Annotated in this window: 22 protein-coding genes; 18 read left to right on the forward strand and 4 right to left on the reverse strand. The window is 60.7% G+C overall.

From position 1 onward, the window contains the following. The first annotated feature begins 210 nt into the window (after nucleotides 1-210). The 11 genes from DTX69_RS14890 (at nucleotide 211) to DTX69_RS14935 (ending at nucleotide 10,266) form a co-directional block, all read left to right on the forward strand. Entirely contained in the window at nucleotides 211-966 is a 756-nt protein-coding gene (locus tag DTX69_RS14890; RefSeq protein ID WP_119302314.1) for a TVP38/TMEM64 family protein, read from the forward strand. A 59-nt stretch (nucleotides 967-1,025) separates the two neighbouring features. Further along, nucleotides 1,026-1,793, forward strand: a complete 768-nt coding sequence (locus tag DTX69_RS14895; protein WP_322090892.1) for an FAD-dependent oxidoreductase — start codon at nucleotides 1,026-1,028, stop codon at nucleotides 1,791-1,793. Next, entirely contained in the window at nucleotides 1,790-2,083 is a 294-nt protein-coding gene (locus tag DTX69_RS30905; RefSeq protein WP_322090893.1) for a hypothetical protein, read from the forward strand. The genes DTX69_RS14895 and DTX69_RS30905 overlap by 4 nt, the downstream gene beginning before the upstream one ends. A gap of 30 nt (nucleotides 2,084-2,113) precedes the next feature. Then, on the forward strand, nucleotides 2,114-2,557 hold the full coding sequence (locus tag DTX69_RS14900; RefSeq protein WP_119302315.1) for a hypothetical protein: 444 nt from the start codon (nucleotides 2,114-2,116) through the stop codon (nucleotides 2,555-2,557). Nucleotides 2,558-2,593: 36 nt separating this feature from the next. After that, the gene (locus DTX69_RS14905) at nucleotides 2,594-2,995 is read left to right on the forward strand and encodes a cupin domain-containing protein (protein ID WP_119302316.1); all 402 of its coding nucleotides are present in this window, start codon (nucleotides 2,594-2,596) and stop codon (nucleotides 2,993-2,995) included. Between the two features lie 39 nt (nucleotides 2,996-3,034). Further along, nucleotides 3,035-3,961, forward strand: a complete 927-nt coding sequence (locus tag DTX69_RS14910; RefSeq protein WP_119302317.1) for an NmrA family NAD(P)-binding protein — start codon at nucleotides 3,035-3,037, stop codon at nucleotides 3,959-3,961. Then, a complete protein-coding gene (msrB, locus tag DTX69_RS31200; protein ID WP_119302318.1) occupies nucleotides 3,958-4,857 on the forward strand; it encodes a peptide-methionine (R)-S-oxide reductase MsrB in 900 nt (299 codons plus the stop codon). The genes DTX69_RS14910 and msrB overlap by 4 nt, the downstream gene beginning before the upstream one ends. Nucleotide 4,858: 1 nt before the next feature. After that, nucleotides 4,859-5,377: a peptide-methionine (S)-S-oxide reductase MsrA gene (msrA, locus tag DTX69_RS14920; protein WP_119302319.1), complete on the forward strand. Its 519-nt coding sequence runs from the start codon at nucleotides 4,859-4,861 to the stop codon at nucleotides 5,375-5,377. A gap of 105 nt (nucleotides 5,378-5,482) precedes the next feature. Next, entirely contained in the window at nucleotides 5,483-5,833 is a 351-nt protein-coding gene (locus DTX69_RS14925; RefSeq protein ID WP_162917189.1) for a PQ-loop repeat-containing protein, read from the forward strand. A gap of 14 nt (nucleotides 5,834-5,847) precedes the next feature. Then, a complete protein-coding gene (locus DTX69_RS14930) occupies nucleotides 5,848-7,287 on the forward strand; it encodes an aromatic amino acid lyase (RefSeq protein ID WP_119302321.1) in 1,440 nt (479 codons plus the stop codon). A gap of 114 nt (nucleotides 7,288-7,401) precedes the next feature. Next, nucleotides 7,402-10,266, forward strand: a complete 2,865-nt coding sequence (locus tag DTX69_RS14935; RefSeq protein ID WP_162917190.1) for an ATP-binding protein — start codon at nucleotides 7,402-7,404, stop codon at nucleotides 10,264-10,266. A 1-nt stretch (nucleotide 10,267) separates the two neighbouring features. Here the strand turns inward: DTX69_RS14935 and DTX69_RS14940 are convergent, their stop codons facing one another. The 4 genes from DTX69_RS14940 to DTX69_RS14955 form a co-directional block, all read right to left on the reverse strand. Beyond that, a complete protein-coding gene (locus DTX69_RS14940; protein ID WP_119302323.1) occupies nucleotides 10,268-10,642 on the reverse strand; it encodes a nuclear transport factor 2 family protein in 375 nt (124 codons plus the stop codon). A gap of 526 nt (nucleotides 10,643-11,168) precedes the next feature. Next, a complete protein-coding gene (locus tag DTX69_RS14945) occupies nucleotides 11,169-12,401 on the reverse strand; it encodes an ABC transporter substrate-binding protein (protein ID WP_284735787.1) in 1,233 nt (410 codons plus the stop codon). A 24-nt stretch (nucleotides 12,402-12,425) separates the two neighbouring features. Beyond that, nucleotides 12,426-14,018 (reverse strand): ATP-binding response regulator, encoded by a 1,593-nt coding sequence (locus DTX69_RS14950; protein WP_119302324.1) that lies wholly within the window; start codon nucleotides 14,016-14,018, stop codon nucleotides 12,426-12,428. Beyond that, nucleotides 14,015-14,668 (reverse strand): response regulator, encoded by a 654-nt coding sequence (locus tag DTX69_RS14955; RefSeq protein ID WP_284735788.1) that lies wholly within the window; start codon nucleotides 14,666-14,668, stop codon nucleotides 14,015-14,017. The genes DTX69_RS14950 and DTX69_RS14955 overlap by 4 nt, the downstream gene beginning before the upstream one ends. A gap of 320 nt (nucleotides 14,669-14,988) precedes the next feature. On the opposite strand from DTX69_RS14955, the gene DTX69_RS14960 reads away from it, so the two are divergent. From DTX69_RS14960 to DTX69_RS14990, 7 genes are all read left to right on the forward strand, one after another. Further along, the gene (locus DTX69_RS14960) at nucleotides 14,989-16,293 is read left to right on the forward strand and encodes an ABC transporter substrate-binding protein (RefSeq protein ID WP_119302326.1); all 1,305 of its coding nucleotides are present in this window, start codon (nucleotides 14,989-14,991) and stop codon (nucleotides 16,291-16,293) included. Nucleotides 16,294-16,426: 133 nt separating this feature from the next. Further along, complete coding sequence (locus DTX69_RS14965; protein ID WP_119302327.1) at nucleotides 16,427-17,161, forward strand: ABC transporter ATP-binding protein; 735 nt, start codon at nucleotides 16,427-16,429, stop codon at nucleotides 17,159-17,161. Nucleotides 17,162-17,166: 5 nt separating this feature from the next. Then, a complete protein-coding gene (locus DTX69_RS14970; RefSeq protein WP_119302328.1) occupies nucleotides 17,167-17,877 on the forward strand; it encodes an ABC transporter ATP-binding protein in 711 nt (236 codons plus the stop codon). Between the two features lie 5 nt (nucleotides 17,878-17,882). Next, entirely contained in the window at nucleotides 17,883-18,764 is an 882-nt protein-coding gene (locus tag DTX69_RS14975) for a branched-chain amino acid ABC transporter permease (RefSeq protein WP_119302329.1), read from the forward strand. After that, entirely contained in the window at nucleotides 18,761-20,431 is a 1,671-nt protein-coding gene (locus DTX69_RS14980; RefSeq protein WP_284735789.1) for a branched-chain amino acid ABC transporter permease, read from the forward strand. Before DTX69_RS14975 ends, DTX69_RS14980 begins: the two co-directional genes overlap by 4 nt. Before the next feature lie 10 nt (nucleotides 20,432-20,441). Then, nucleotides 20,442-20,819: a hypothetical protein gene (locus DTX69_RS14985; RefSeq protein WP_162917191.1), complete on the forward strand. Its 378-nt coding sequence runs from the start codon at nucleotides 20,442-20,444 to the stop codon at nucleotides 20,817-20,819. A gap of 2 nt (nucleotides 20,820-20,821) precedes the next feature. Further along, nucleotides 20,822-23,143 carry a N,N-dimethylformamidase beta subunit family domain-containing protein gene (locus DTX69_RS14990; protein WP_119302332.1) on the forward strand — a complete coding sequence of 774 codons (2,322 nt, stop codon included), beginning with the start codon at nucleotides 20,822-20,824 and terminating at the stop codon, nucleotides 23,141-23,143. Nucleotides 23,144-23,793: the final 650 nt, after the last annotated feature.

Here is a 23,793-nt window from a genome sequence, read left to right on the forward strand (position 1 = left end):
GAGGTAACCAGATGACCACGAACATCATCGAACTCGCACCGGCCCTACTGCGACGACGAGAGGGTCGCCAGCAAGCGGCGCAGGCTGTTCGCCAAACCCCTTGGCGCAGCCGCTATCGCGACGGAATCGACGGACTGGTGATCAGACGACCTACGGCCGAGATTGTTCGACTTGTCCCGTCGGCCAAGCCGCGGACCGGCGAGACGAATCATGGCTAAGACAACGCACGGTGTTTCAGCGGCAAGGTCGCTGAAGGTCCGGTTGCTTGCCATCGGTATCGCGGTTGCTGCCGTCATCGTTGGTCTGAAGCTTACCGGGACGCTCGACTATCTCAGCTTTGCGGAGCTGGCCCGCAACCGCGATTGGCTGGCCGATCGCGTGAAAGAGCTCGGCGTTGCCGCTCCGATCGTGTTTGTACTGGTCTACGCTCTTTGCACCGCATTCTCGCTGCCATCGGCCCTTCTGCTCTCGACGCTGAGCGGTTTCCTCTTCGGAACCTGGTTGGGCGGGCTCGTCAACGTGGTCGGAGCGACGCTGGGTGCCACGGTCGTTTTCCTTGCGGCGAGGACGGCGCTCGGCGATCTGCTGCGCTCCCGCGCCGGGCCGTTTCTCCGGAAGCTGGAGGCAGGCTTCCGTGAGGACGAGCTCAGCTACATGCTGGTGCTTCGGCTGGTCCCGCTGTTTCCGTTCTGGCTGGTCAACCTGGCGCTGGCGTTTCTCGGCGTCCGTCTCTCGACCTTCGTCATCGGCACTCTGGTCGGCATCATTCCGGGGGCTTGGGTCTTCGCCAGCGTCGGAACGGGCCTGGGTGCCATCCTGGACAGCGGCGGTACGCCGGACGGCTCTGCGCTGCTCAAGCCACAGGTCCTGCTGTCCATCATTGGCCTCGTCGTTCTGGCGCTGATCCCGGTCATCTACAAACGGCTCCGGCGCACCTTCTCTCATGCCACGGAGAAGGTGTCATGAGCGGCATGTATCTGGATGTTGATCTCTGCGTCATCGGCGCAGGGTCAGGTGGGCTATCGGTGGCTGCCGGGGCGGCACAGCTCGGCGCCTCGACGGTGCTGATCGAGCGCCACAAGATGGGTGGCGACTGCCTCAATACCGGCTGCGTGCCGTCCAAGGCCCTGCTTGCAGCAGGGAAGGTCGTCCGTGGCTGGCGGCGCGCGCAGGCGTTCAGTGTCGGATATGCGCCGCCGCATGTTGATTTTGCGGCAGTCAACCGGCACGTCCACGACGTGATCGCCGCCATCGCGCCCAACGACTCGGTCGGGCGGTTCGAAAGCCTCGGCGTCAAGGTGATCAAGGGCTCCGGTCGCTTTGTCGGGCTGCGGGAGGTCATGGTCGATGGAACGCGGATCCGGGCCCGCCGCTTCGTGATCGCCACCGGGTCAAGTGCGGCGGTGCCGCCAATTCCGGGTCTCGAGAACGTCCCCTATTTTACGAACGAGACGGTTTTCGAAAATACCGAGCTGCCGCGCCACCTCATCATCATCGGCGCCGGCCCAATCGGCCTCGAGATGGCGCAGGCCCATCAATCGCTCGGCTCCGTAGTGACCGTGCTTGAGGCGGCGCGCGTTCTCCCCAAGGACGATCCCGAGCTTGCCCAACTACTGGGGCAGCATCTCGTCGCCCAAGGCGTCGCCATCCGAGAACGGGTGAAGATCGCCCGCGTCGAGCCGGAGGGAAGCGGAGTTGTGGCGGTGCTCGAAACCAAAGACGGCCGCGAGGAGCAGGTTGCCGGCTCGCATCTTCTGATCGCGGCCGGGCGGCGGCCAAACACCGCCGCATGACCGAGGAACAGGCGCGCGCCACGCATGGCGATGGTCTGGTCAAGGCGGTGACGACGAAATCCGGCAAGATTCTCGGCGCATCGATTCTCGGCGCCCATGCCGGCGAGCTGATCCAGGTGTGGGCACTGGCGATCGGCCAAGGACTCAACATCAAGGCGCTGGCCGGGATGATCGCGCCATATCCGACGCTCGGAGAGATCAACAAGCGCGCCGCTGGCGCCTTCTTCACTCCGAAGCTCTTCGGCGACCGCACCAAGCGGCTGGTGCGCTTCTTGGCCCACTTCGGCTGACACGAACCCTGTCACAGAAAGGACTTTCTCATGTCTAGCTCTTCGCGCCTCCTGCTCGGATTTTTCGCCGGCTTCCTGTCGCATCTGATCTTCCAAGGCGCTTTCGGCAGCATTCTCTATGCAGCGCACGTGTTGCCGGCATTACCCTTCAGCCTCGATCCGGTGCCGCCTCTCGGCGTGCCGAAGACACTGAATCTAGGATTCTGGGCGGGGCTTTGGGGAATTGGATATGCCTTGCTCGAGCGTCAGCTCACCGCCCGTTTCGGGTGGTGGCTAGGCGGGCTCGTCTTCGGCCTCGCTCCTTTGGCGATATTCTGGTTTGCCGTTCTGCCGCTCAAAGGTCTTGGAGCTGGCGGCGGCTTCGATCCCACGGTGGTGCCGATCCACGTCGGCTTTCACGAGGCGTTTGGCATCGGCGTCGCGATCATCTTTCAGGCCGCTCTCACCCTCGCTCGTTGCAGGGTCCAGGCGTAACCCGAAGCGCACCCATTCTCACGAAAGGACATCCATATGAAAACGGGTCTGAGTGTTGCGGCTGCGGCATTGATCTGCACAAGTGTGTGGGCGCCGCACGTCGCGCTGGCGCAGCAGGCGGATATAAAACGTAGCAATCTCCAGCGGCACGATCTCAGCGTACCGGGACGCGAGGTGGTCCAGGTGCTCGTTGAGTTCGCTCCCGGAGTTGAATTTCCGAGGCACTCCCATCCCGGCGAAGAGATCGTCTATGTCGTCGAAGGCGTGCTGGAATATAGGCTAGATGGTAAGCCGCCGGTGACGCTCAAGGCCGGCGAGGTGTTGTTCATCCCGGCTGGAGGCGTCCACGCCGTCAAGAACGTCGGCAGCGTCAGTGCCGCGGAACTAGCCACTTACATTGTGGAGAAGGAGAAGCCGCTCCTCGAAATTGCCGAGTGATCACCTCTGAAGTCTCCATTCAAGCACAAGGACGTAAACATGGAACCCAAGCATAACGGCCCGATCCTCGTCACCGGAGCGGCCGGCGACCTCGGTGGTATCGGCCGGAACCTTACCGCAATGCTGCTCGACAAGGGACATAAGGTACGCGCGTTGGTTCGGCGGGAGGATGAGCGTTCTGAAGCTTTGCGGCGGCTCGGCGCCGAGGTCGTGCAGGGCGACCTGACGGACCTCGGCTCGATGCACCGTGCGACCGAAGGCTGCGCGCGCATCTATTTCGGAATGTCCGTGTCGCCGGCATATCTCGAAGCCACGGTCAACACCGCGGCAGTGGCCCGCCATCACGGCGTCCAAGCCTTCGTGAACATGTCGCAGATGACGGTCACCTCCATGAGCATCACCAAGACCACCGACAGCCCGCAGCACAAGCTGCACTGGCTGGCGGAGCAGGCGTTGGCCTGGTCCGGTCTGCCCGTCGTCACGGTACGGCCAACGGTCTTCCTCGAAGGTTTCTTTCTGCGTCTCGCCGCCGCCGGCGTCAGGGAAAGGAACGAACTGGCTTTGCCGCTCGGCAACGGCAAGACCTCGCCGATCTCGGCTGTTGACGTGGCACGAGCCGTATCCGTGATCCTCGATGATCCCGCGCCGCACATCGGCCAAATTTACAACCTGACTGGGTTCGAGTCGGCCGATCTGGACCACTATGCACGGGTTTTTTCCGAGGTACTTGGGCGTACGATCCGCTATCGCAGCGTGCCGCTCGCAGAGTGGACCGATGGGCTTCGGGTTGCTGGGGTGCCCACGCACGTCATCAACCACCTCTCGGTGATGGGCGATCTTCACGCCCAGGGCCGGTATGACCGCATGACGGACGACCTTTTAAGGCTTACCGGCAGAACGGCGACGACCGCGCGTGACTTCGTGAAATTACATGCCGCCGAATTCGGGCGGGGCGTCAATGCTTGAATGCGAGGCCACGAGAAACCGATTGCAGTTCTTCACAGATCATAACGTGCATCACGACTGGCGCAGCACGATGTTCTGGCGACGACGCTAACCGAAGGGATACTGACGTGACCAGCCTAATTGCCAATGAACCGATTCACATCAGCGACAATGACTTCGACGCTCTTGTCCACAAAAGCGACCTGGTTTTAGTCGACTTCTGGGCGCCCTGGTGCGGCCCTTGCCGCGCCATCGCTCCGGTCTTGGAAGAACTCGCAAGAGAGTACGGCAAAACTCTTACCGTCGCGAAGATCAACATCGACGACAATCCACGAACCAGCGCGCGCTTCGGCGTCCGAACTATTCCGACCCTGGTGCTGTTCAAGGGCGGAAACCAGGTCGAAACGTTGGTTGGCCTCCAATCCCGGTCCGCGCTGATCGCCGCGATCGAGCGCGCGCGAGCAAAATACGCGAAGACCGACGAAGGCCTCAGCCGGTTGACGCCGGAACAGTACCGGGTGACACAGCAGTGCGGCACCGAAATGCCGTTCTCCGGCGAGTATGTCGACAACAAGGCGCCCGGCATCTACGTCGACGTGGTCTCGGGAGAACCACTGTTCGCTTCGATCCACAAATATGACTCCGGGTCTGGCTGGCCGAGCTTTACCCGCCCAATAACCAAGGAGAATGTGATCGAGCGAACCGACGACAGCCATGGCATGCGCCGAGTCGAAGTGCGCTCAAAGCACGGCGACAGCCATCTTGGTCACGTCTTCACCGACGGACCCTCGGATTCAACTGGCCTGCGCTACTGCATCAATTCCGCGTCGCTTCGCTTCATCGCGCGGGAGAATATGGAAGCCGAAGGCTATGGCGACCTGCTTTCAATTTTCAATGTCGAGAAACGGAGGACTTAACATGACACGCGAGCTTGAACGGGCCGTCTTCGCCGGCGGTTGCTTCTGGGGCATGCAGGACCTGATCCGGAATCTGCCCGGCGTCGTCAGCACACGTGTCGGATACACCGGTGGCGATGGGCCGAACCCGACCTATCGCAACCACGGAACTCACGCCGAGTCCATCGAGATCGACTTCGATCCAGACCGCATCAGCTATCGCAATCTGTTGGAGTTTTTCTTCCAGATCCACGATCCGACCACCCGCAATCGCCAAGGCAACGATGTCGGCGTTTCGTACCGATCGGAGATTTTCTATGTCACCGAGGAGCAGCGTGAGGAGGCGCTCGGGACGATCGGCGATGTTGACGCCTCTGGCCTATGGCCAGGCCGCGTCGTGACAAAGGTGTCCCCCGCCGGCGACTTCTGGGAAGCCGAGCCGGAGCACCAGGATTACCTGGAGCGCTACCCCAACGGCTATACCTGCCACTTCCCGCGTCACGGTTGGAAGCTGCCCCGGCGCGCCGGCGCCGCCGCCTGATGCCGAAAGCCCTCTCCATCGGCTACGCTGGGGAGGGCTGGCCCCTTGAGGAAGGGGCGTTCAGCTTCCGCAATCCAAACGCATCAAGAGATGCTGGAGGGTGCAATGAGCGTTTCAATAGAGTGGCTCGGTTTTGCGGCGATCGCATTATCCGTGGTGGCCTACATGCCCCAGATCGCCCATTTGATCAAAGAGCATTGTTCCGCTGGCCTTAGCCCCAGGGCCTATGTCATGTGGATGGTATCGGCAGTGCTCCTGCTTGCCTATTCGATTGCACAGGATGATCTGGTTTTCGTAGCCCTCCAGAGTTACCAGACCGCAGCAGGAGCGCTGGTCTTGTTCTTCTGTCTGAGGTACAAGGGCCAGCGTTGCGAGGCCCACGGCGGCGAGCCTTTGTCGCATCGACTTAAGCAATCGCAGGGGCCTGTCCTGACGCAACCGGCCAATCCGTCTTAGACAAGCAGATAACCATGCACGTGGAGATCAATTTTCGCCGCGATATCACTCTGGATCTCTATCGCCGCGTGGCCTGGCAAGGGCAAGGATTGCGGCTCGGGGGCGTCGCCATCGAATGCATGAAGAAGCGACGAGAGGAATTCCTTCGTCTGCTCGATGGCGATCCGAATGTGACAATCTACGGGGTCACGACAGGTTATGGCCATCAGGCCAGCTTTCGACTGGACGGTGAAGCGCGGCGCGTCCACGCTCGAAGAGCGCCCAAGGATACAGTTGCAGCCTTCGGCCGAGCGGCGCCCGAGCGGGTAACACGTGGAATCGTTCTCGCGCGCCTCGCAAACTTCATCGAGGGCCACGCGGCGATTACACCCGAGCTCGCGATCGCGGTTGCTGCGCTGCTTGACGGAGCGACATTGCCGAAGGTCTCGGTTTCGGGACAGGGCGGTGCCGGTGAGATTCTGTGGGCCGGGCCTCTTTTCGCTGAATTGGCCGAGCGGTTTCCCCTTGGGGAGAAGGACGCACTCTCTCTCGTCAACGGCTCCCCCGCGGCGAGCGCGTTGATCGCCGATGCGGCGATCGCCATGCGTCGCCGGCTGTCGCTGGTCGAGAAGGTGTTCGCTCTCTCGGCCGAAGCGATTATGGCGCCGCTCGAGGCATACGATCCTGTCTTCGAAGCATTGTGGGGTGACCGTTACGAAGCGGAGGCGCTGCGGCAGCTGCGGTCCCTGCTGCCGGATGGAGGTAAGGAACGGCGCCGGTACCAAGCTCCAGTGAGCTATCGCATTCTCCCACGCGTCTTGGGGCAGCTCCGCCGCGCCATTGCCCAAGCCGAAGAGATCGCCGAAAGCTCGCTGCAGTCGGTCACTGACAATCCGGTTTTCCTGCCGCCCGAGGCTGGTTATCCGCTTGGCCGGGTCTGCAGCAATGGCGGTTTCCACAACGCCCGAGCCTATCCGGCCTTGGATAACCTTGCAGCTGCCTGTGCCGATCTGTGCGCCCTGGCGGAGCGCCACACGACGAAGCTGCTGGATGGCCGCTATTCGCTGCTGCCCGACCAGTTGCAGGCCGGCGATGGATATATCGGGATCCTGGGGTTTGTCCAAGTTGGCTATGCGGAGGAAGCCCGTCGCCACGCGCAGCGTACCTTTCTACCTGGAAGCGAAGCGGGTGGCTTCGGGCAGAACGATGTCGCGCCGCTGACCGGCCTCGCGTGGCTGGCACAGGAGGAGGCCGGGCGATGCCTGGATGCCGCGGTTACGATGCTGGCAACGGTTGCTTCGCAGGCCTTGCACGTCAGCAACCGGCCGGCCCCTCTCCAGCTGAGTGAGCTCCTCACTTTGATCCGCAGCGAGTTCCCGCCTGTGTCGGAGGCCAGAACGTTTTCCGGCGAGTTGGCGGCCTTGATGTCCCAGTTCCGCCGTAAAATCTACCACGTTGCGGTGGACGACAGTTGATGTCGAAGACAGCTGCCAGCTCACGCAGCGGGGGTCGATCCGTTACTCCATTGAAAACACAGCATTGACGTTCTAGGATGTAGCCCCCTCAAGGGCATGGAAGCGAGTGCGCGCATGGTAGACCCAAGCCAGGCTGCTCGAGCGCACGATGTGATCTCTTTCGGCCCATTCACTCTTCTTGCAACCGAACGGCTGGTGAAGAAAGGAGACAAGCCGCTTCAGGTCGGCGGTCGTGCGCTGGACATCCTGATTGCGCTGATCGATCGCGCCGGAGAGGTCGTGTCGCAGCGCGATCTGGTCGGGCGTGTCTGGCCGAACATCAACGTCGAGGAAGGCACCCTCCGCGTCCATATCGCCGGCCTCCGCAAAGCCCTCGGCGACGGCAGCGACGGCGCCCGCTACATCGCCAACATTCCCGGGCGCGGCTACTCATTTGTCGCGCCCGTGACACGCTCGACGGGTCATCTATCGCCACCTCTCAATGGCCCTACCGAAGCCGACCATCGACGCACGCTGCCGCCGCGGCCGACACACATGGTGGGACGAGACGAGGCCGTGGCCGCGCTTGGCGAACAGATCGTCAAACGCCGCCTCGTCAGCATTGTTGGCGCGGGCGGGATCGGCAAGACCACTGTCGCGGTCGCGGTTGGACACCATCTCTCGCAACACTTCGATGGTGCGGTGTTCTTTGTCAACTTGAGCGCGATTACCGATCCGGAGTTGGTGCTAACGACAATCGGCTCGACACTCGGGATTATGCTGCGCACGCAGGAACCGCTGTCGAGTCTCGTGGCCTTCCTTGAGAACAAGAAGCTGCTTCTCATTTTGGATAACTGCGAGCACGTCATCGAGCGCACGGCAGCCATGGCCGAGCGCGTCATTGAGGCTACGCCAGAGACGCGAATCCTCACGACCAGCCGGGAAGCTCTGCAGGTGAACGGGGAATATGTTCACCTGCTCTTTCCGCTCGAATGCCCGCCCGAAGATGCCAATCTCAACTTGGCTGAAGCGCTACGGTATCCAGCCGCCAAGTTGTTCATTGAGCGAGCAATCGCAAGCGGCTACAGCGCCGAGATCCCAGATGCTGACGTTCCAACCGTTGCCAGGATCTGCCGGAGGCTCGACGGCCTGGCATTCGCAATAGAGCTGGTCGCCAGCCGCGCCGGAGCCTACGGCATTCGGGGAATTGCGGAGCTGCTCGACCATCGATTCAAGCTGCTCTGGCAAAGTCGCCGCACAGCGCTTCCACGGCACCAGACCCTGAATGCGCTGATCGACTGGAGCTACAATCTGCTGTCCGATTTTGAGAAAGAGGTGCTGGCAAAGCTTTCGGTGTTCGTTGGCGAGTTCACGCTCGACGCCGCCTGCGCAATAATCTCGGACGCGGAATCAGAGTGGTCAAACATCGCCGATTCGATTGTTGGTTTGGTTTCCAAGTCCTTCATATCCACATCCCTCGTCTCAGGACGGACCTATTACCGGCTGCTTGAAACGACCCGCGAGTACGCAGCGGCAAGATTGGACGAGCGCGGCGAGACAGACCGCATGGGCCGTCGTCATGCACTCACGTACTCGGAACTGGTTCGCCGCGACGAGAGGATTCGATCGACCTTCGGCCGGTCTGACCTGTCTGAATATGCTCAACATATCAGCAATGTGAGGGCCGCCCTCGAATGGTCTCTTGGCAACCGCAGAGATATCGAGGTCGGTGTTCAGCTGGCTGTCTGGTCGGCGCCTCTATTCATTGAACTATCGCTTCTGGAGGAGTGCAGCCGATGGAGCGAAAGAGCCCTTTCGATGCTGCACGAGGTGAAGGAGGGTGCGAGCCACGAGCTGCTCCTGCAGTCTGCCTTTGCGCTCTCCTCTATGTTCGCAAAGGGAAGCACCGATCAGGTGCGGTCCGCCATCGAACGTGGCCTCGTCCTTGCGGAGGCCTCTAACGAGAAACAGCAGGAACTGCAGCTGCTCACGGGCCTTCATATATTTTTGATCCGGACTGGCAGGATTCAGGAATCGCTGGCCGTAGCCGAGCGAGGTCGCGAAGTCGCAAAGGCCGCTCAAGTCCCCGCCGGTCTCGTCATGATGGAAACGGTGCTCGGCATCTCGAATCACCTGCTGGGTAATCAAGCCGCGGCGCAGAGCCATCTCGAGAGCAGCCTGATGCAGGCCATGGAGGTCGGCGCGTTCAACGCCAGCTTCTTTGGATTTGTACCACCGAGCTTGGCGATTGTCCCACTCGCCCGTACCTTGTGGCTGCGCGGATTGGCCGATGAGGCCATGAGGACCGCGCAAAAGGCCATCGATGAAGCCGATAGCCGGCATCACCCGGTCGCACTCAGCTACGCACTCGCCTACGGTTGCTCGGTCTTCATCTGGACAGGTGAATGGCAGAGGGCTGGCGCTCTCGTCGAGCGGCTGATCGCCTATTCGAGGCAACATTCGCTGGATCCGCATCAGGCAGTCGGAATGGCGCTGAAGGGGGAGCTTGCGCTCCTTGGCGACGATTTGAAAGCAGGCGTAAGCCTCTTGCGCACGGCCCTTGAAGCTCTCGCCGCCATAAGACACAACGTGTATTCGACGGGCTATATGGCCGCTCTTGCGGAAGGCTTGCGAAAGTCCGGGGACGTCGAGGGAGCGTTATCCGTCATCAATGGTGCCATCGCTCGTGCGGATAGCAGCGGCGAGGGTATCTATCTTCCGGAACTCCTGAGAACGAAGGCGCGAATCCTCGTATCGCTACCCAGGCCTGACCGCGAGAAAGCGATGGATTGTCTGAACCAAGCGCTCCTCGTGGCGCGCGAACAGTCTGCCCTGGCATGGGAACTTCGGTCGGCAACGACATTGGCTCGACTGCTCGCTGAAACAGGCGAGCGCAGCGATGGGCGCCAAGTGGTCGCCGGCGTCTACGATCGCTTCGTCGAGGGGTTCGAAACGATCGACCTGCGCACCGCGCGTCAGGTCATTCGAGACTTGCTGTAGCTCAAACATCCGCGCCGCTGGGCAGGATCATCAGCTGAACAATCCTGTTCTCTTTCACGGTGAAGTACAACGCCAAAACGAAGGGATTCGGCAGGCCTCGCTTATCGAAGTTTCCATCAACCTTGGCCGTCACGACGAAGTTGCCGTAGTGCTCGATGACATCGGTCACATCCAGCGTTAGCTTCTTGCCGAAGATGTCGCGCTCTGCCCACTCCCGGATCTCGGCCTTTCCCCAATGATCTCGAAGCTGATCATTGACCAGCGCGTCATCGGCAAAGGTGGCGAGTAGGCCGTCGAGATCGAAGCTGTTTGTCGCTTCCACATAGGTAGCTAATAGCGGCGGAAGTATAATCGGTCCCGGCGGGCTGGTGGTCATTTGTTGTCAACTTCAATTCACAGAGCTCAACCATGTACCAGACTGCAGTCGCCGCGGTGTTGTTTCGTGTTAAGAAGTGCAAAGGTCTTTCATTCTATCCCCCCCGCGGGGCTGGGCCGCGAGGGCTACACACGATGGCTATTTGTATCAGCATCACCTGCCTATTCGGTTCCGCGTCGGCCGACGCTATGGCTATGAGATTCTCCCAAACACAACCGGGTGCCGATCGTGCGGTGGTGTCGACCGCTTCCACAACTGGATTTGCCAACTACATGTCCTCGGTAGGGGCTGCTGCGACTTAACACCCCGGTCGAAGTGGATGGATGTCGCGAAATCCGGACGTCTAAATTGCCTGGTGCCTCCTAATGGCACAACGCGGAAGTACTTGCCAATGAAGGGCACGACCGCAATCGATGGTAAAGCCGACATACATCTGACATGGCAGCTCGGCGGCCCACGACCCACAGCGGCTGTGATCGCATCGATCAGCCGACGGGTCGCCCAAATGCTATATTCGAATTGCAGGTTATCTTTCGATCCACTCCGGCAACTCGAAGCGGGTATCGGCATAGGGCTCCGGCGCGATCAACGCATGGCGCTGATCGGCCTTGCGCAGCTGGTAAAAGAGATGGGGAATGCCCAGCGAGGAATCGTGCACGACGTCGGGATAGGGGATCGCGGCCTGCCACTGCGGATGATATCGAATGGTGCCCGATACGCTGCGATAGATGGTCTTCTGCAGGTTGGCGGCAACGCGCCGGTTGATCGAAAAGGCCCCGGGCCCGCCGGATCCCCCTGCCATCGCCACGGCATAGGCATAGTGGTGCAGGGATGTATAGGGTTGGCAGCCCACCTCAGGCGTTGAATCGGGACCAAAGCGGTCGAAGTACCGCTTCGCGAACTCCTCGCCCATCTCATCGCGCGGGAGACCGATCACAGTCCCGACGATGGCGCCTTTGCCCTTGTCACCGACCAGGTCGAGAAACGTTCGATGCAGGGCGCCGTATTGCAGATAGAGCAGCACGGGAAGCGGTGCCTGCATGAACTGCAGGTGGAAATGCGCAAGATCGCCAGCATAGAACTGGGTATTGGCAAGCACAGCGGGGTCATGGCCGCGGATCTCGTCCAGGATCGCATTCCAATCGGTCTGCATCGACTTAACGACCTTGGGGCCATAGACGATGTTCCAGCCGAACTGTGCTGCCGCGCTCACCATGGCGTTGGCGATGACGATGCTGTAGGGCTTGGCGCCGGAGACGACGGCGATGCGGTTGTTCCGCGGCCGCCATTGGTGGCTGTCGCGCAGCCAGGACAGGAACTTGATGAAGCCCTGACCGTACCAGTACTCGGCTGGGTCGCCCATGAAGCATCCAAAGTAGCGCTCCGGGTTGCTCATCACTGTGTCATGGTGCTGCAGCAGGGTGTTGTGGTGGATGTAGAGGATGCCCGCATCAGCGATTGGCTCATATTCCGAGTTCTGCGGGCCAATATTGTAGCCGTTGATGATGGCGTGGACCCGGTGTTTCTCGATCAGAGTGCGCGCGGCACGCACCACCTCGTCGGCTGTCTGACGACCGGTATCGACGAAGACCGGATTGATCATCTTGCCGAGCAGGCCACCCGCCTGGTTGAGTTCCTCTGCGGCCAGGATCACGCCGTTGCGGAATTCCCTGCCGTCAGCCGCCGAGGGGCCGCTCAAGGGCACCATGCTGCCGACGGGCAGCACGTTGTCGGCGGTGTCCGGGGATTCATCGCTCAACGGCATAACACCTCTGACATGGCTCTAGTCGCGCGCCTCCGGCGGGCGGAGTTCCTGTACCAGTTCCGGCTCGTAGAGGATGTTGTGCATCATGACCCGGAGGCTGGGCGGGCTGACCGGCTTGATCAGCACAGGGAAGCCATTGTTGCGGATCTGCTTGATTAGACTGGGGTTGGTATCAGCGGTCACAACCACGGCGGGACACGCGGTGCCGAGGCAATTGCGTACTTGCTGGACCACGTCGGTGCCGGCCACGCCGCCTCGCAGCCGGTAGTCGGTGATGATGAAGTCGGGCTTGATCTCGAGCGCACGGAAGCTGGTGGCGACATCGTTGAAGGTGTTGAAGCTGTGGACCTCGATGCCCCAGCGCTGAAGCAACGTGGTCAGTGCCTCTCGCAGGTTCTCGTCGTCTTCCAGAACCAGTACGGTGAGGCCGGTGAACTCGCCACCGATCCGCTCGTTGATCTCCGGCTCACCGATATCGCTGTGCCAGATGTTGCCGACCGGCACCTTGACCGAGAACACCGAGCCCCGACCAGGCACGGAGCGCACCCTGATCTCATGATGGAGCATATCAGCAAGTCGCTTCGCGATGTTCAGGCCAAGGCCCAGGCTATGCTTGTGCTTCGTCTGCTCGTCGGCGATGCGGAAGAATTCCTCGAAGATTGCTTGCGAGTACTTCGGGTCGAAGCCACTGCCTGTGTCCCAAACCTCCAGGCGAGCGTCCTTTCCATCGCGCCGGCAGCCAACGACAACGCCTCCTGTCTCCGTATAGCGAATCGCGTTAGAGACGAAGTTGCTGATGATCCGCTCGAGAAGAACCCGGTCGCTAACCACAGTTAGGGTCGTCGGCACCAAGCGGAAGGAGAGGCCCTTTTCGCGGGCCTGATGGGCAAACTGCACCTCGAGTCGCTCGAACAGGGTGGTGAGCTGGAAATTGGCGATCTTCGGGACGATCTTGCCGGCATCGAGTTGGCCGATATTCAGCAGCGCGCCGAGGATGTCCTCCATGATGGATACGGAGACGTCCATCGCGTGCAGGATCTCATTGCGCTGAGCCTCATCCTCGCAGGTCATACAGTTGTAGATCTGGATCTTCAGCGAGGCCAGCGGCTGCCGGAGGTCGTGGTTGGCGGCCCGCAGGAAACGCAGTTTGTTCTGCACTGCGTCATCGGCATCGTGGCGGGCCTTCATCAGTGCCAGCTTGTTCTTCTTCGCCGTGGTGATTTCGCGCGAGAGCATGAGCGTGCCACCGCTTTGCAGGCGCCAACGCTCGATCCTGTGGATCGTCCCGTCGCTGAACGTGTACTCGCTGCTGCGGCGCGCCTCCGTACTGGCGAGTTCGTCGGCGATCCAGGTCTCCGCAGCGTAGGGCAGCATCAACAGGCCAGATCGCGCAACCTGCTCCAGGAAGTTACGGATCGAGATTCCGCGCTTCAGCCTTCCCCCGGAGACCGGGAACTGGTTCTGGAAGGCCTCATTGCAAAACGCCAACACCCCCTCCGCAGACCACATCGCAAACCCATGCCCGAGAGCCTCCACACTTTCGCGCAGCAGCGCGTCGCTTCGAGGCGCGGTCGCGACCTCATCCGGCACGAAGGGGGCGCGTTCGCTCATGTTCCGATCTTGCGTTCGTGCGTGACAGCGAAGTGGATGGTCTCTTCGCGGTTCTTCAGATCGAGCTTCTTCATGGCATTGCCTAAATGCACCCGCACGGTCTGTGGACTGATCGAGAGCTTGATGGCGATCTTGGAAACAGGCATGCCTTTGCCGATCAGCGCCAGAACATTGCGCTCTCGGCTAGTCAAAACATCTAGGCGCGGGTCGCCTCTCGCGGCATCCGGTGATGGGGCGGGCTCAGGCTGCGCCGCGGGACTCGGGCGCTCGATGATATGCCGCGGAAACGCCACCTCGCCCGACAGCACGCGGGTGAGCGAACGGATGATCTCTTCGGGGCCGGCGGACTTCGGGATGTAGCCGATCACGCCGTGCTTGATCGCCTCCAGCACATGCTCCTGGTCGTCGTGCACGGAGATCACCACGATCGGAACATCAGGGTGTTTGTGGCGCAGCTGCCTTAACCCCTCGAAGCCGTGTAGCCCGGGCATGATGAGGTCGAGCAACATGAGGCCGACATCCGGATTGCGCTCCAGAACCGCCATCGCCTCGTCCAGGTTGATCGCTTCAATCGGCTCATAGCCGCCGCTGAGCTGTATCGTCACCTGCTTCAGCGCCTCGCGGACTACCCAGTGATCGTCGGCGATCAAGATTTTCATTAACGCAAACTCCGGTCGATCTCAGGTCGCTTGCGGCTGGCCTTCCTCGCGCCGCTCCTAAGCCTTTTCGCTGCTATGGGCCAAACAGCGCGCAATGGCAATCGGGGATTTTCCGCAGTGCAGGTATTACGCTTCATCTAGCTTCATACTAGACAAAAGTATATATCATGATTAGACATTGCATCTATATCTATTTGGTGTATCATCTAGCTTCGATCAAGTAGGCGCTAAGCGCTTGGATGGCGCTTTAACGGGCAGGCTCAGTGGGGACCGCGAGGCAACCGCCCCGGGTCGAGAACAGGGAGATGACGATGACAAGCTCGCCTATCAGCCGCCGTCGGGCGGTCAAGATCATTTCAGCTGGTGGCGCGGCGGCCACTGCACTGATCGCAGCGCCTTGGGTCCGCCGGGCGAGCGCCTCGGACGTGATCCTGCTCGGCGTCCCCTCCTCGCTGTCAACACCGTATGGCGTCGCCGACGACACCGATCATCTGAACGGCACGAAGCTCGCGCAGGAGGAGATCAACGCTGCCGGCGGAATTCTTGGCCGCAAGCTCGAACTTTTCGTGCCCGATGTTGACAAGCTTTCTCCGGAGAGCGCGCGGCAGGCGATCGCCGCCTGCATTGACAAGAAGGTGTACGCGATTTCCAACTCGTTCCTGTTCGCGCCGATCCCCGCGATGGATGAATCGGCCAAATACAAGTGTCCCTATCTGCAGGGCAACACGCAGCGGAACGCGACTGAGGCCTTCAAGGCTGATCCGGAGAAATACAGCCACGTGCTGCAGACCGATCCTTCCGAGGTCAACTACGGATGGACCTATCCGCTCTGGCTCACCAAGATGGAGGAGGAGCAGGGCTGGAAGCCCAAGAACCGCAAGATCCACATCGTCGCCGAGCAGGTCGGCTACTGTCAGACCATCCTGAAGGCTGCGAAGGAAGCGATCCCGAAGTACAGCTTCGAACTCGCCGAGGTCACCGATATCCAATACCCCGTCAACGACTGGTCCCCCGTGATCCAGCGCCTGAAAGAAGTCGATGCCGGCGCAATCATGATCGACCACTGGGTGGCGGCGGAATATGCCGCTTTCTGCAAGCAATTCCAGGCTGACCCGGTACCCGGTGCTCTCGTGTACCTGCAGTACGGCCCGTCGCAACCGGAATTCCTTGAGCTTGGCGGCAGGGCCACCGAGGGCTTCTGCTGGAGTACCGTGCTCGGCGTCTATGGCGACCAGATCGGACAGGACTTCCGCAAGAAGTATCTCGCTAAATATCCGGAGTACGAGGGCAACATGGGTCTCGTCTACACCGGAAACGGCTACGACATCGTGAAGTACCTGGAACTCGCCTGGAAGGCAACCGAGGATCCGGAGGACTTTGCTGCCAGCGTCAAGTGGATCCGCGAGAATCCTTATCGCGGGGTCTGCGGCATGATGGACATGCGCAACGAGTACCAGGAGGCGTTGCACTATCCGGATAACGGCTTTGGCAACCAGGCCGCCGAACTGGAGAAAGGCATGAGCCAACTTTACGTGCAGGTGCAGGACACCCAGCACAAGATCATCTGGCCGGGTCCCATTGCCGAATCCAAGCTCCGCCCCGCGCCCTGGTGGTGATGAATCGATGAGGGAGGGCCGCTTCATCGAAGCGGTCCTCCCTGGAGAACTGCCCAAGAGGATTAGTCGGTACATGCATCGCGCCTCTGCGCGATGTCAGCACCATGCACTCTGACGTGAGGCTCCACGAGAGATGGGTGACAAGGGTTCCGCCCCAATCTTCGCCTGCAAGGGACTGTCGCTCGACCTCGGCGGCAGGGAAGTGCTGACCGATATCAGCTGCGAGCTGCGGACCGGCGAGGTGCTCGGCATCATCGGGCCGAACGGTGCAGGCAAGACCAGTCTGCTCGAGATTCTCTCCGGCCGATACGTGCCGAAGTCTGGCTCCGTCCATTTTCAGGGCAGACGCATCAATGAGCTAAGCCTGTTCCAACGGGCGCGGATTGGCATCGGACGAACCTATCAAACACCAGTCGTGCCGGAGGAGTTGACGATCGGCGAAACCTTCAAGGCGGCGCGCCAGGCCTACAAGCCCTATCTCACGCGGTTTGACGCGGAATACGGCGCTTCGCTCGTGAACTTCATCTACGACGAGGACAAGCGGACATCCCAGTTGAAGACCTTCGAACGACGCAAGCTGCTGCTGGCCTGCCTGCTGATGCGCAGACCCAAGATCTTGCTCATGGACGAGCCGGCGGCTGGCCTCATCAATTCCGAGATCGACGAGATCGACCGCATCCTGCGCGTGCTGTCGAAGGAGATGAACATCGCGGTGCTGATCGTAGAGCATCGCATCGAGCTCCTGGATTCGATCGCCGATCGCGTGATGGTCATGGATGCCGGCGAGGTGATCGCCCAGGGCGAACTCTCCGAGGTGGTCAACTCGCCGGCCGTGCGGGCTGCGTATTTCGAGCACGTCGCGGGTTAGAGACGATGTCTGAGATCCTCAACATATCTGGTCTCTCCGCTGGCTACGGGCCGCTTCGGGTCATTCACGATCTGGACCTGGTCATCCGGAAGGGTGAACGGGTTGGCCTGGTCGGGCTCAACGGTCACGGCAAAACGACGCTGTTCTACGCAATTGCCGGCCTCACTGGCTGGCAGCGTGGCTCGATCATGTTCGACGGCCGACAGATAGGGCGCACGCGCAGCCAGGGGCCTGGCCGCTACACCCACAAGATCGTGCGGCTCGGCCTCGCAATCATGCCGCAAGGTGACGAGATCTTCACCGGACTGACGGTGGAGGAGCATCTCGACAGCGGTGCGTTCACCAGGGAGTCCTGGAGAAATCGTGCCCGGCGCAAAGAAGAGGTCCTCGACCTCTTTCATCCGCTGCGGAAGCACCTGAAGACTCCAGTCGGTCGGCTCTCCGGGGGTGAGCGCCGCATGGTGTCGATCGGCCGCGGCCTGATGGCTGAGGCGAAGCTCTATCTCGCCGACGAGCCGTCCCTCGGACTGGCACCCAAGATCGGCATCGCGGTCATGCAAGCCCTCCTGAAGATCGATCTCAGGGAATCGGCGATGATGATCGCCGAGCAGAACGTAGCGCTGCTCGAGGGCCGCGTCGATCGTGTCATCGGGATGCACGCCGGCAAGCTCAAGGGAGAGGCTTCCGTCGCGCTTAACATCGGGCGAGCGGAGTAGGACGGATGGACATCACCTTTATCCTCACCAATGCCCTCGTTGTGGCCTGCATCTACGGCTTGGTCGCGGTCGCCATCTCTATCACCTGGTCCAGTCTCGGCCTGATAAATCTTGCCTACGGCTTCGTCTTCTCCTTCGCGGGGTACGGCGCTTGGCTGGTTTCAGGTCTGACCGGCGGCAATCCTCTTATGGTCGCGGCCGCGGGCATCCTGGTAGGCGCGTTGGGCGGCATCATCATCTGCCTCGTGGTTTTCATACCGTTGCATGACAAACCCAACTTCACTATTCGCGGCATGACCGGTACGCTTGCGATCAGCCTAGTTGGATCGCAGGTCCTGCTCTGGCAGTTCGGACCGCGTGCCAAACCCCTGCCCGAGTTGTTCGGCTTTTGGAAGGTGTCGCTCGGCGACATCGTGCTGACATCCGACAAGATCGGCATCGTGGCTTGCTCGATCCTGATGCTGGCTGTGGTCTTGGTCTGGATGAAATCCAGCCGCCGGGGCCTGGAGATCCGAGCCATGATGATGAACCCGCATGCTGCCTCGATCGTGGGCATCGGAATCCGCAGCACGGGACTGTACGTCATGGCGATCACGGGCGCCATGGCCGGTTTGGCTTCGATTCTGCTGTCCCAGACCTACTACATCGCACCCTTCAGCGGCCTGACGCCACTCATCAAGGGAGTCAGCATCGCGCTCTGCGGCGGACTCGGCAGTGTGCAAGGCGCGGTCATCGCCGCCGTCATCCTCGGCTTTGTCGAGGCGCTCACCTCACGCTTTCTCGGTGGACAGTACGTCCTGATCACCCAGTTCCTGGTCATCATCACGATTCTAATCATTCGGCCACGAGGGATCTCGGGCTTGTTGGACAAGGCGCGCGAACAATGATGGATACAATCCAAGGTCAGATCACTGGAGAGCCATACGTCTGGCGCAATCCACTCGCCGTCTGGGACAGCAAGGGCGGGAACCATGAAGTTCTGACCGTACGCGTTCCCAATCCGAACAGCATCTGGCGTGAGAACACGGCGTACAAGGCCAAGACCTACAAGGTTGGCCGGCTGAAGCACTACGTCATCTGGCCAGCGAACGGCGAGCGTCTATGGCAGCGCTGGCGTTGGTGGCCGACGCGCCGCAACCTCCTCCACATCAAAGGCCAGTACAACCGCAAGACCTTGAAGGCGGAGAAAGAGATTATCGACCGCCGGCCCATCTATTGGGCGATCTGCTTGCTCGCTTTGGTGCTGGCCCCGATGTTCTTCCCAGTCGGATTGGAGAACACACTGCTGACCGCCGGCGTCATCTTCGGCGTGTTCGCCGCGATCAACGTCTGTTGGACACTCATCGTTGGAACGGCGAGCATCTTTTCGCTCGCTACCTATGCTGTGGTGGGTGTCGCGGCGTTCATCACATCCTACATGTCGATCAAGCTCGGGCTGCCATGGTGGTGTCTGCCGCCAATCGGTGCTGCGATTGGCCTCGCATTCGGTGCAATCATCGCCCTCCCGGCGCTACGGCTCGATGGCTTCTATTACGCGCTACTGACCCTCGGACTGAACGAGCTCTGCCGGGTCTACTTTACGACCTCGAAAGAGTTCGGCGCAGCGTCCGGCGGGCTCTACGGTGCGGATTCCTTCATCAGCAACGCCTGGTCGCCCTACGCCCAGTCGTTGGTCTCTTACTACAGCGCATTCGGTCTGCTGGTCGCCGCCTTGTTCCTCTTCCGCTTCACCAGCGGCAAGCGCATCGGTCGCATCCTGAAGATGGCGCCAGAAAAACGGGAGGCCTTTGCTCAGGCGACTGGCGTTGACTACCGCCGGGCGCGCGTTACCATCTTCCTCTTGACCTCGGTCGCGCTCGGCCTGATTGGCGGGTTCTATACCGCGCTTTACCGCGGCGTTGCCTTCTCCATATTCGGCTTCGACACCGTGCTCCTGGGACTGGCGATGCTGACGATCGGTGGCATTGGCAAGGCTGAAGGAGCGGTCGCCGGTACCCTCATCGTCGTAGTCCTCGACAAGGTGCTGATCGAGCTTGGCCCGATCCGCCACATCATCATTGGCGGCATCATGATGACGGTGGTGCTGTTCCTGAACAACGGTCTCTATGGCATGAAGCGGCAGTTCTGGGCCTGGCGCGACAAGAAGCGCGGTGAGTGGCGCTCAACCCGCACGGAAAAGGGCGGCGAGGCGCTGCCGGAAGAGGCGACCGAAACTGATAACAAGGACCTGCTCTACTTCCGGCGCTTCGATAAGAACCAGCGCGACTACCTGAGGGGGTTCATCTGCAACGAGATCATTGAAGAGCACAAGGCGAAGCCATTGGGCCAGCACAGCGAAGCGCTGGAGCGCGTGCTGCTCTACTTCCGGCGCGCACCCATGGACGACAAATACGCAATTCACCGCCTCGGTCCGAACGGGCTGTACCGAATCATTGCAGTCGCTGGGCGCCGCGGCATCTCCCCGCGCGTGGTGGAGGACAAGGAATACGGCACCATCGAAGAAGCCTATCACGGCGTGTTCATGCGTCGTGTTCACGACTTGCTGGAATCCTAAGAGGCAGATCATGACGAGGATGGAAGCATTTGAAGCTGAGACGACTGCGCTGCAAGATCGCGACGTTCTGGTCGAAGACCGTTTCAACCGGATGCAGCGGCTCTACCTGAAGTCTGTGCTTTCGGATGAATTGATCAAGGAACATCGACGTCAGCCTCTCGGCCAGCACAGCGAGCCGCTGGCTCGGCTCCTGATGCACCTCCAACGGAGCGCCGCCAACCGCTATGCGCTGAAAAAAGACACGAACGACGACAAATACCGGATCATTCGCTTGTCCCGCATCCGCGGGGTGCCGCCGGAACTGGCCGATGTTGCTGCCTTCAACACTGTCGAGGAGGCCTATCACGGCCTCTTCATTAAACAGATCAAAGAATTGTTGGAGAGCTGATCATGGCTGAGAGGAAAATCTTTGGCTATGCGGATAAGATCTCGGTCAAGCAGAGCGAGCAGATCTCATTTTATGTCAATGCTGACGGTGAGGAGGCGGCCTCCGCGCAGCTGGTCCGCCTGGTCCACGGTGACGAGCACCCGGCGGGCCCCGGCTTCCTTGAGCAGGAGATCGCGAACCCGATCAATGGTACCTGGCGGGTGAAGAAGCAGTTCACCCAGGTCGGTTCGTATCTCGAAGTGCGCGACCCGGAGAACAAGCTGAGCCTCGACGGCCCGCTTTCGATGTTCTGCTTTATCTGGCCCTCGGTGCCGAAGAAGGGGAACCGGCAGTCCATCATGGGCCGCTGGGATACCTGCACCAACGAGGGCTACTGTCTGGGTATTAACCGCCAGGGCTATCTTGAGTTCTGGGTCGGTGACGGAAAGGAGGTCGACTACATCACTGCCGAGCTGCCGCTGCAGCGCAAGATGTGGTACCTGGTCGGGATCAGCTTCGATCCGACGACAGGTGTCGCCACGCTCTACCAGGAGGGTGTGCTCAACCGGTACAATTCGCTGCTGGGCAAGGTGGCGCCGCTGACGTTGAGCTCGCATGTGCAAGCCACCTTCCGATTCCAGCAGCGTAATCGTGCCGACGTGCCGTTCCTGATTGCCGGCGCTCGCGATCATCACGAGCTGCGTGGCAATTTCGTCAACGACATGTATTTCGGCAAAGTCGATCGTCCGGGTGTTTGCAACCGGCCCCTGACGCGCGAAGAGTTCGACACAATCAAATCCGGCGGCATGCCTCCGTCGGACACCATCGCGGCCTACTGGGACACCACGAAGGGTTATTCCGACCAAGGTATCTCTGGAATAGTCATCGACGTTGGCCCGCACAAGCTCAGCGCCCGCGGCGTCAATCATCCCGTACGCGCCATGACCGGCTACAATTGGTCGGGCAAGAACGACTGCTTCCGCCTTGCGCCTGAGGAATACGGCGGCATCGAATTCCATCCGGAATCGGTCACTGACTGCCGGTGGGATGTCACCAATAGCATGGTCATCCCAACAGACCTAAAGAGCGGAGTTTATGCGATGCGCTTGCGCATCGGTGCGGGCAAGGGTATCGGCGAGGAATACATCGTCTTCTTCGTCCGACCGGCGCGGCCCTCAGCGCGGCTCTGTTTTCTGGTGCCGACCGCGAGCTATCTCGCATACGCGAACGAGAAGCTGAGCTTCGACGCACAGATCATCCAGCCGATGACCGGCCAGCCACCGGTGTTGTCGGACGTCGATATCGAAACCTACGAGACCCGTGAATTCGGCCTCTCCACTTACGACAGCTTCGAGGATGGTGCCGGCGTCTGCTTCAGCTCGTATCGCAGGCCAATCATCAACATGCGGCCGAAATACCGCATCTCCAGCATGAACATCACCTGGCAGTTCCCGGCGGACCTGTCGATTGTGGCCTGGCTGGATCACATGGGCTATGCCGTCGACTTCATCACGGACGAGGACCTACATCGCGAAGGCTTGGCGGCATTGCAGCCCTACAAGTGTGTCGTCACCGGCACCCACCCTGAATATGTCTCCGAGCGCATGTTGGATGCGCAGGAGGACTTCGTCGCCCAGGGCGGGCGGCTGATCTACATGGGCGGCAATGGCTACTACTGGTGCGTCGGATTCGACGAGGAGGATCCGGCCTGTATGGAGGTGCGCAAGCTCGATTCTGGTATGCGCGCCTGGGCGGCCCGCGCCGGTGAGCATTATCTGCAGACCACCGGCGAGAAGAGTGGCCTCTGGCGCAATCGCGGACGCGCGCCGCAGAAACTGCTCGGTATCGGCTTCATCGCCGAGGGGTTCGAGACCGCAGAGCCGTTCCGCAAGATGCCGGACGCGTTCCATCGCACCGTGTCGTGGATCACAGAGGGCATCGAGGGCGAGATCATCGGCGACGTGGGCCTGGCCTATGGTGGGGCGGCTGGTGTTGAGCTCGACCGCTACGACCTGAACCTTGGGACGCCGCCGCACACCAAGATCATCGCCTCCTCAGGCGGCCACAGCGACAATTACGTCCTGGTTACCGAGGAGCTGCTCTACGCCTATGCTGGGCTGGTGGGCTCGCTCGACTACCGCATCCGCGGCGACATCACCTTCTTCACGGCGCCCAACAACGGCGCTGTGTTCAGCACCGGCTCGATTGCCTTTGGCCAGGCGCTGCCGGTCAAGGACTTCAAGAACACGGCGTCGCGGCTGCTGCAGAACGTGGTCGACGCGTTCATCAAGGACGGGTCGCTGCCTGGCAGCAGGTGGACGCTGGAGGAGAAGCAGTGGCGTTAACGGAGAGCGGTATGACAGCTGCTCGAACCGTACACTCGTTTCGATGCGGCGGTAAGCGCAGGTGTACTGGATCGAGAATTCCAGCAGGGTTGATCAGGGTTGCGGCAACCTCTGATAAAGCGGGGTGCGCCATAGGGCAAGAGCATTGCGACCATAGACTATCGGCATTTCTAATCACGTGGACGGTGGCGCACCATCCCATCATGGGGAGAAGGGATGCAGAGTTCCCCCGAGTTGGAGATGACGATGAGGAAGTCTATCGTCCTCGCACCTATCCTGCTAACCGCAATTCTGTCCCTGAGCGTTGCCTTGGCCGATCGTATAAAGGAACGCGCTTCGCAAGATCGCCTCTCGTTCGGTGATCCAGGCGTGACCGAACTGCTCGCAAAGTGAGCCGTTATCGCCCCTTCTGAATGGGTTCGTTCATACATTCGCTAGTGGAGTCCGCTCCTGCACCTCCCATTGCCACCCGGATATGTCGGCTATAGGAGGTGAACCGGGCCACCCAAAAATGCCCCGAACAGTCTCTACCTGACCCTGGCTGTTGTCTAATCGCGCGGCAAAATGCAAGCCCGGTTTGGACGTCGAGGCGGTCGTTTGCCGGGAGCAGTGTTGTCTTCGCGGTCGACAATAGAGTCGCCGCATGATGG

Origin of the sequence: Dongia deserti (assembly GCF_003574735.1) — a bacterium.
Taxonomy (GTDB): Bacteria; Pseudomonadota; Alphaproteobacteria; order Dongiales; family Dongiaceae; genus Dongia_A; species Dongia_A deserti.

What these genes read in the sequence shown, in the direction of transcription:
- DTX69_RS14890 (WP_119302314.1), top strand. Translation starts at nt 211, where the DNA reads ATGGCTAAGACAACGCACGGTGTTTCAGCGGCAAGGTCGCTGAAGGTC.
- DTX69_RS30905 (WP_322090893.1), top strand. Translation starts at nt 1,790, where the DNA reads ATGACCGAGGAACAGGCGCGCGCCACGCATGGCGATGGTCTGGTCAAG.
- DTX69_RS14900 (WP_119302315.1), top strand. Translation starts at nt 2,114, where the DNA reads ATGTCTAGCTCTTCGCGCCTCCTGCTCGGATTTTTCGCCGGCTTCCTG.
- DTX69_RS14905 (WP_119302316.1), top strand. Translation starts at nt 2,594, where the DNA reads ATGAAAACGGGTCTGAGTGTTGCGGCTGCGGCATTGATCTGCACAAGT.
- DTX69_RS14910 (WP_119302317.1), top strand. Translation starts at nt 3,035, where the DNA reads ATGGAACCCAAGCATAACGGCCCGATCCTCGTCACCGGAGCGGCCGGC.
- msrA (WP_119302319.1), top strand. Translation starts at nt 4,859, where the DNA reads ATGACACGCGAGCTTGAACGGGCCGTCTTCGCCGGCGGTTGCTTCTGG.
- DTX69_RS14925 (WP_162917189.1), top strand. Translation starts at nt 5,483, where the DNA reads ATGAGCGTTTCAATAGAGTGGCTCGGTTTTGCGGCGATCGCATTATCC.
- DTX69_RS14930 (WP_119302321.1), top strand. Translation starts at nt 5,848, where the DNA reads ATGCACGTGGAGATCAATTTTCGCCGCGATATCACTCTGGATCTCTAT.
- DTX69_RS14935 (WP_162917190.1), top strand. Translation starts at nt 7,402, where the DNA reads ATGGTAGACCCAAGCCAGGCTGCTCGAGCGCACGATGTGATCTCTTTC.
- DTX69_RS14940 (WP_119302323.1), bottom strand. Translation starts at nt 10,642, where the DNA reads ATGACCACCAGCCCGCCGGGACCGATTATACTTCCGCCGCTATTAGCT.
- DTX69_RS14950 (WP_119302324.1), bottom strand. Translation starts at nt 14,018, where the DNA reads ATGAGCGAACGCGCCCCCTTCGTGCCGGATGAGGTCGCGACCGCGCCT.
- DTX69_RS14960 (WP_119302326.1), top strand. Translation starts at nt 14,989, where the DNA reads ATGACAAGCTCGCCTATCAGCCGCCGTCGGGCGGTCAAGATCATTTCA.
- DTX69_RS14965 (WP_119302327.1), top strand. Translation starts at nt 16,427, where the DNA reads ATGGGTGACAAGGGTTCCGCCCCAATCTTCGCCTGCAAGGGACTGTCG.
- DTX69_RS14970 (WP_119302328.1), top strand. Translation starts at nt 17,167, where the DNA reads ATGTCTGAGATCCTCAACATATCTGGTCTCTCCGCTGGCTACGGGCCG.
- DTX69_RS14975 (WP_119302329.1), top strand. Translation starts at nt 17,883, where the DNA reads ATGGACATCACCTTTATCCTCACCAATGCCCTCGTTGTGGCCTGCATC.
- DTX69_RS14980 (WP_284735789.1), top strand. Translation starts at nt 18,761, where the DNA reads ATGATGGATACAATCCAAGGTCAGATCACTGGAGAGCCATACGTCTGG.
- DTX69_RS14985 (WP_162917191.1), top strand. Translation starts at nt 20,442, where the DNA reads ATGACGAGGATGGAAGCATTTGAAGCTGAGACGACTGCGCTGCAAGAT.
- DTX69_RS14990 (WP_119302332.1), top strand. Translation starts at nt 20,822, where the DNA reads ATGGCTGAGAGGAAAATCTTTGGCTATGCGGATAAGATCTCGGTCAAG.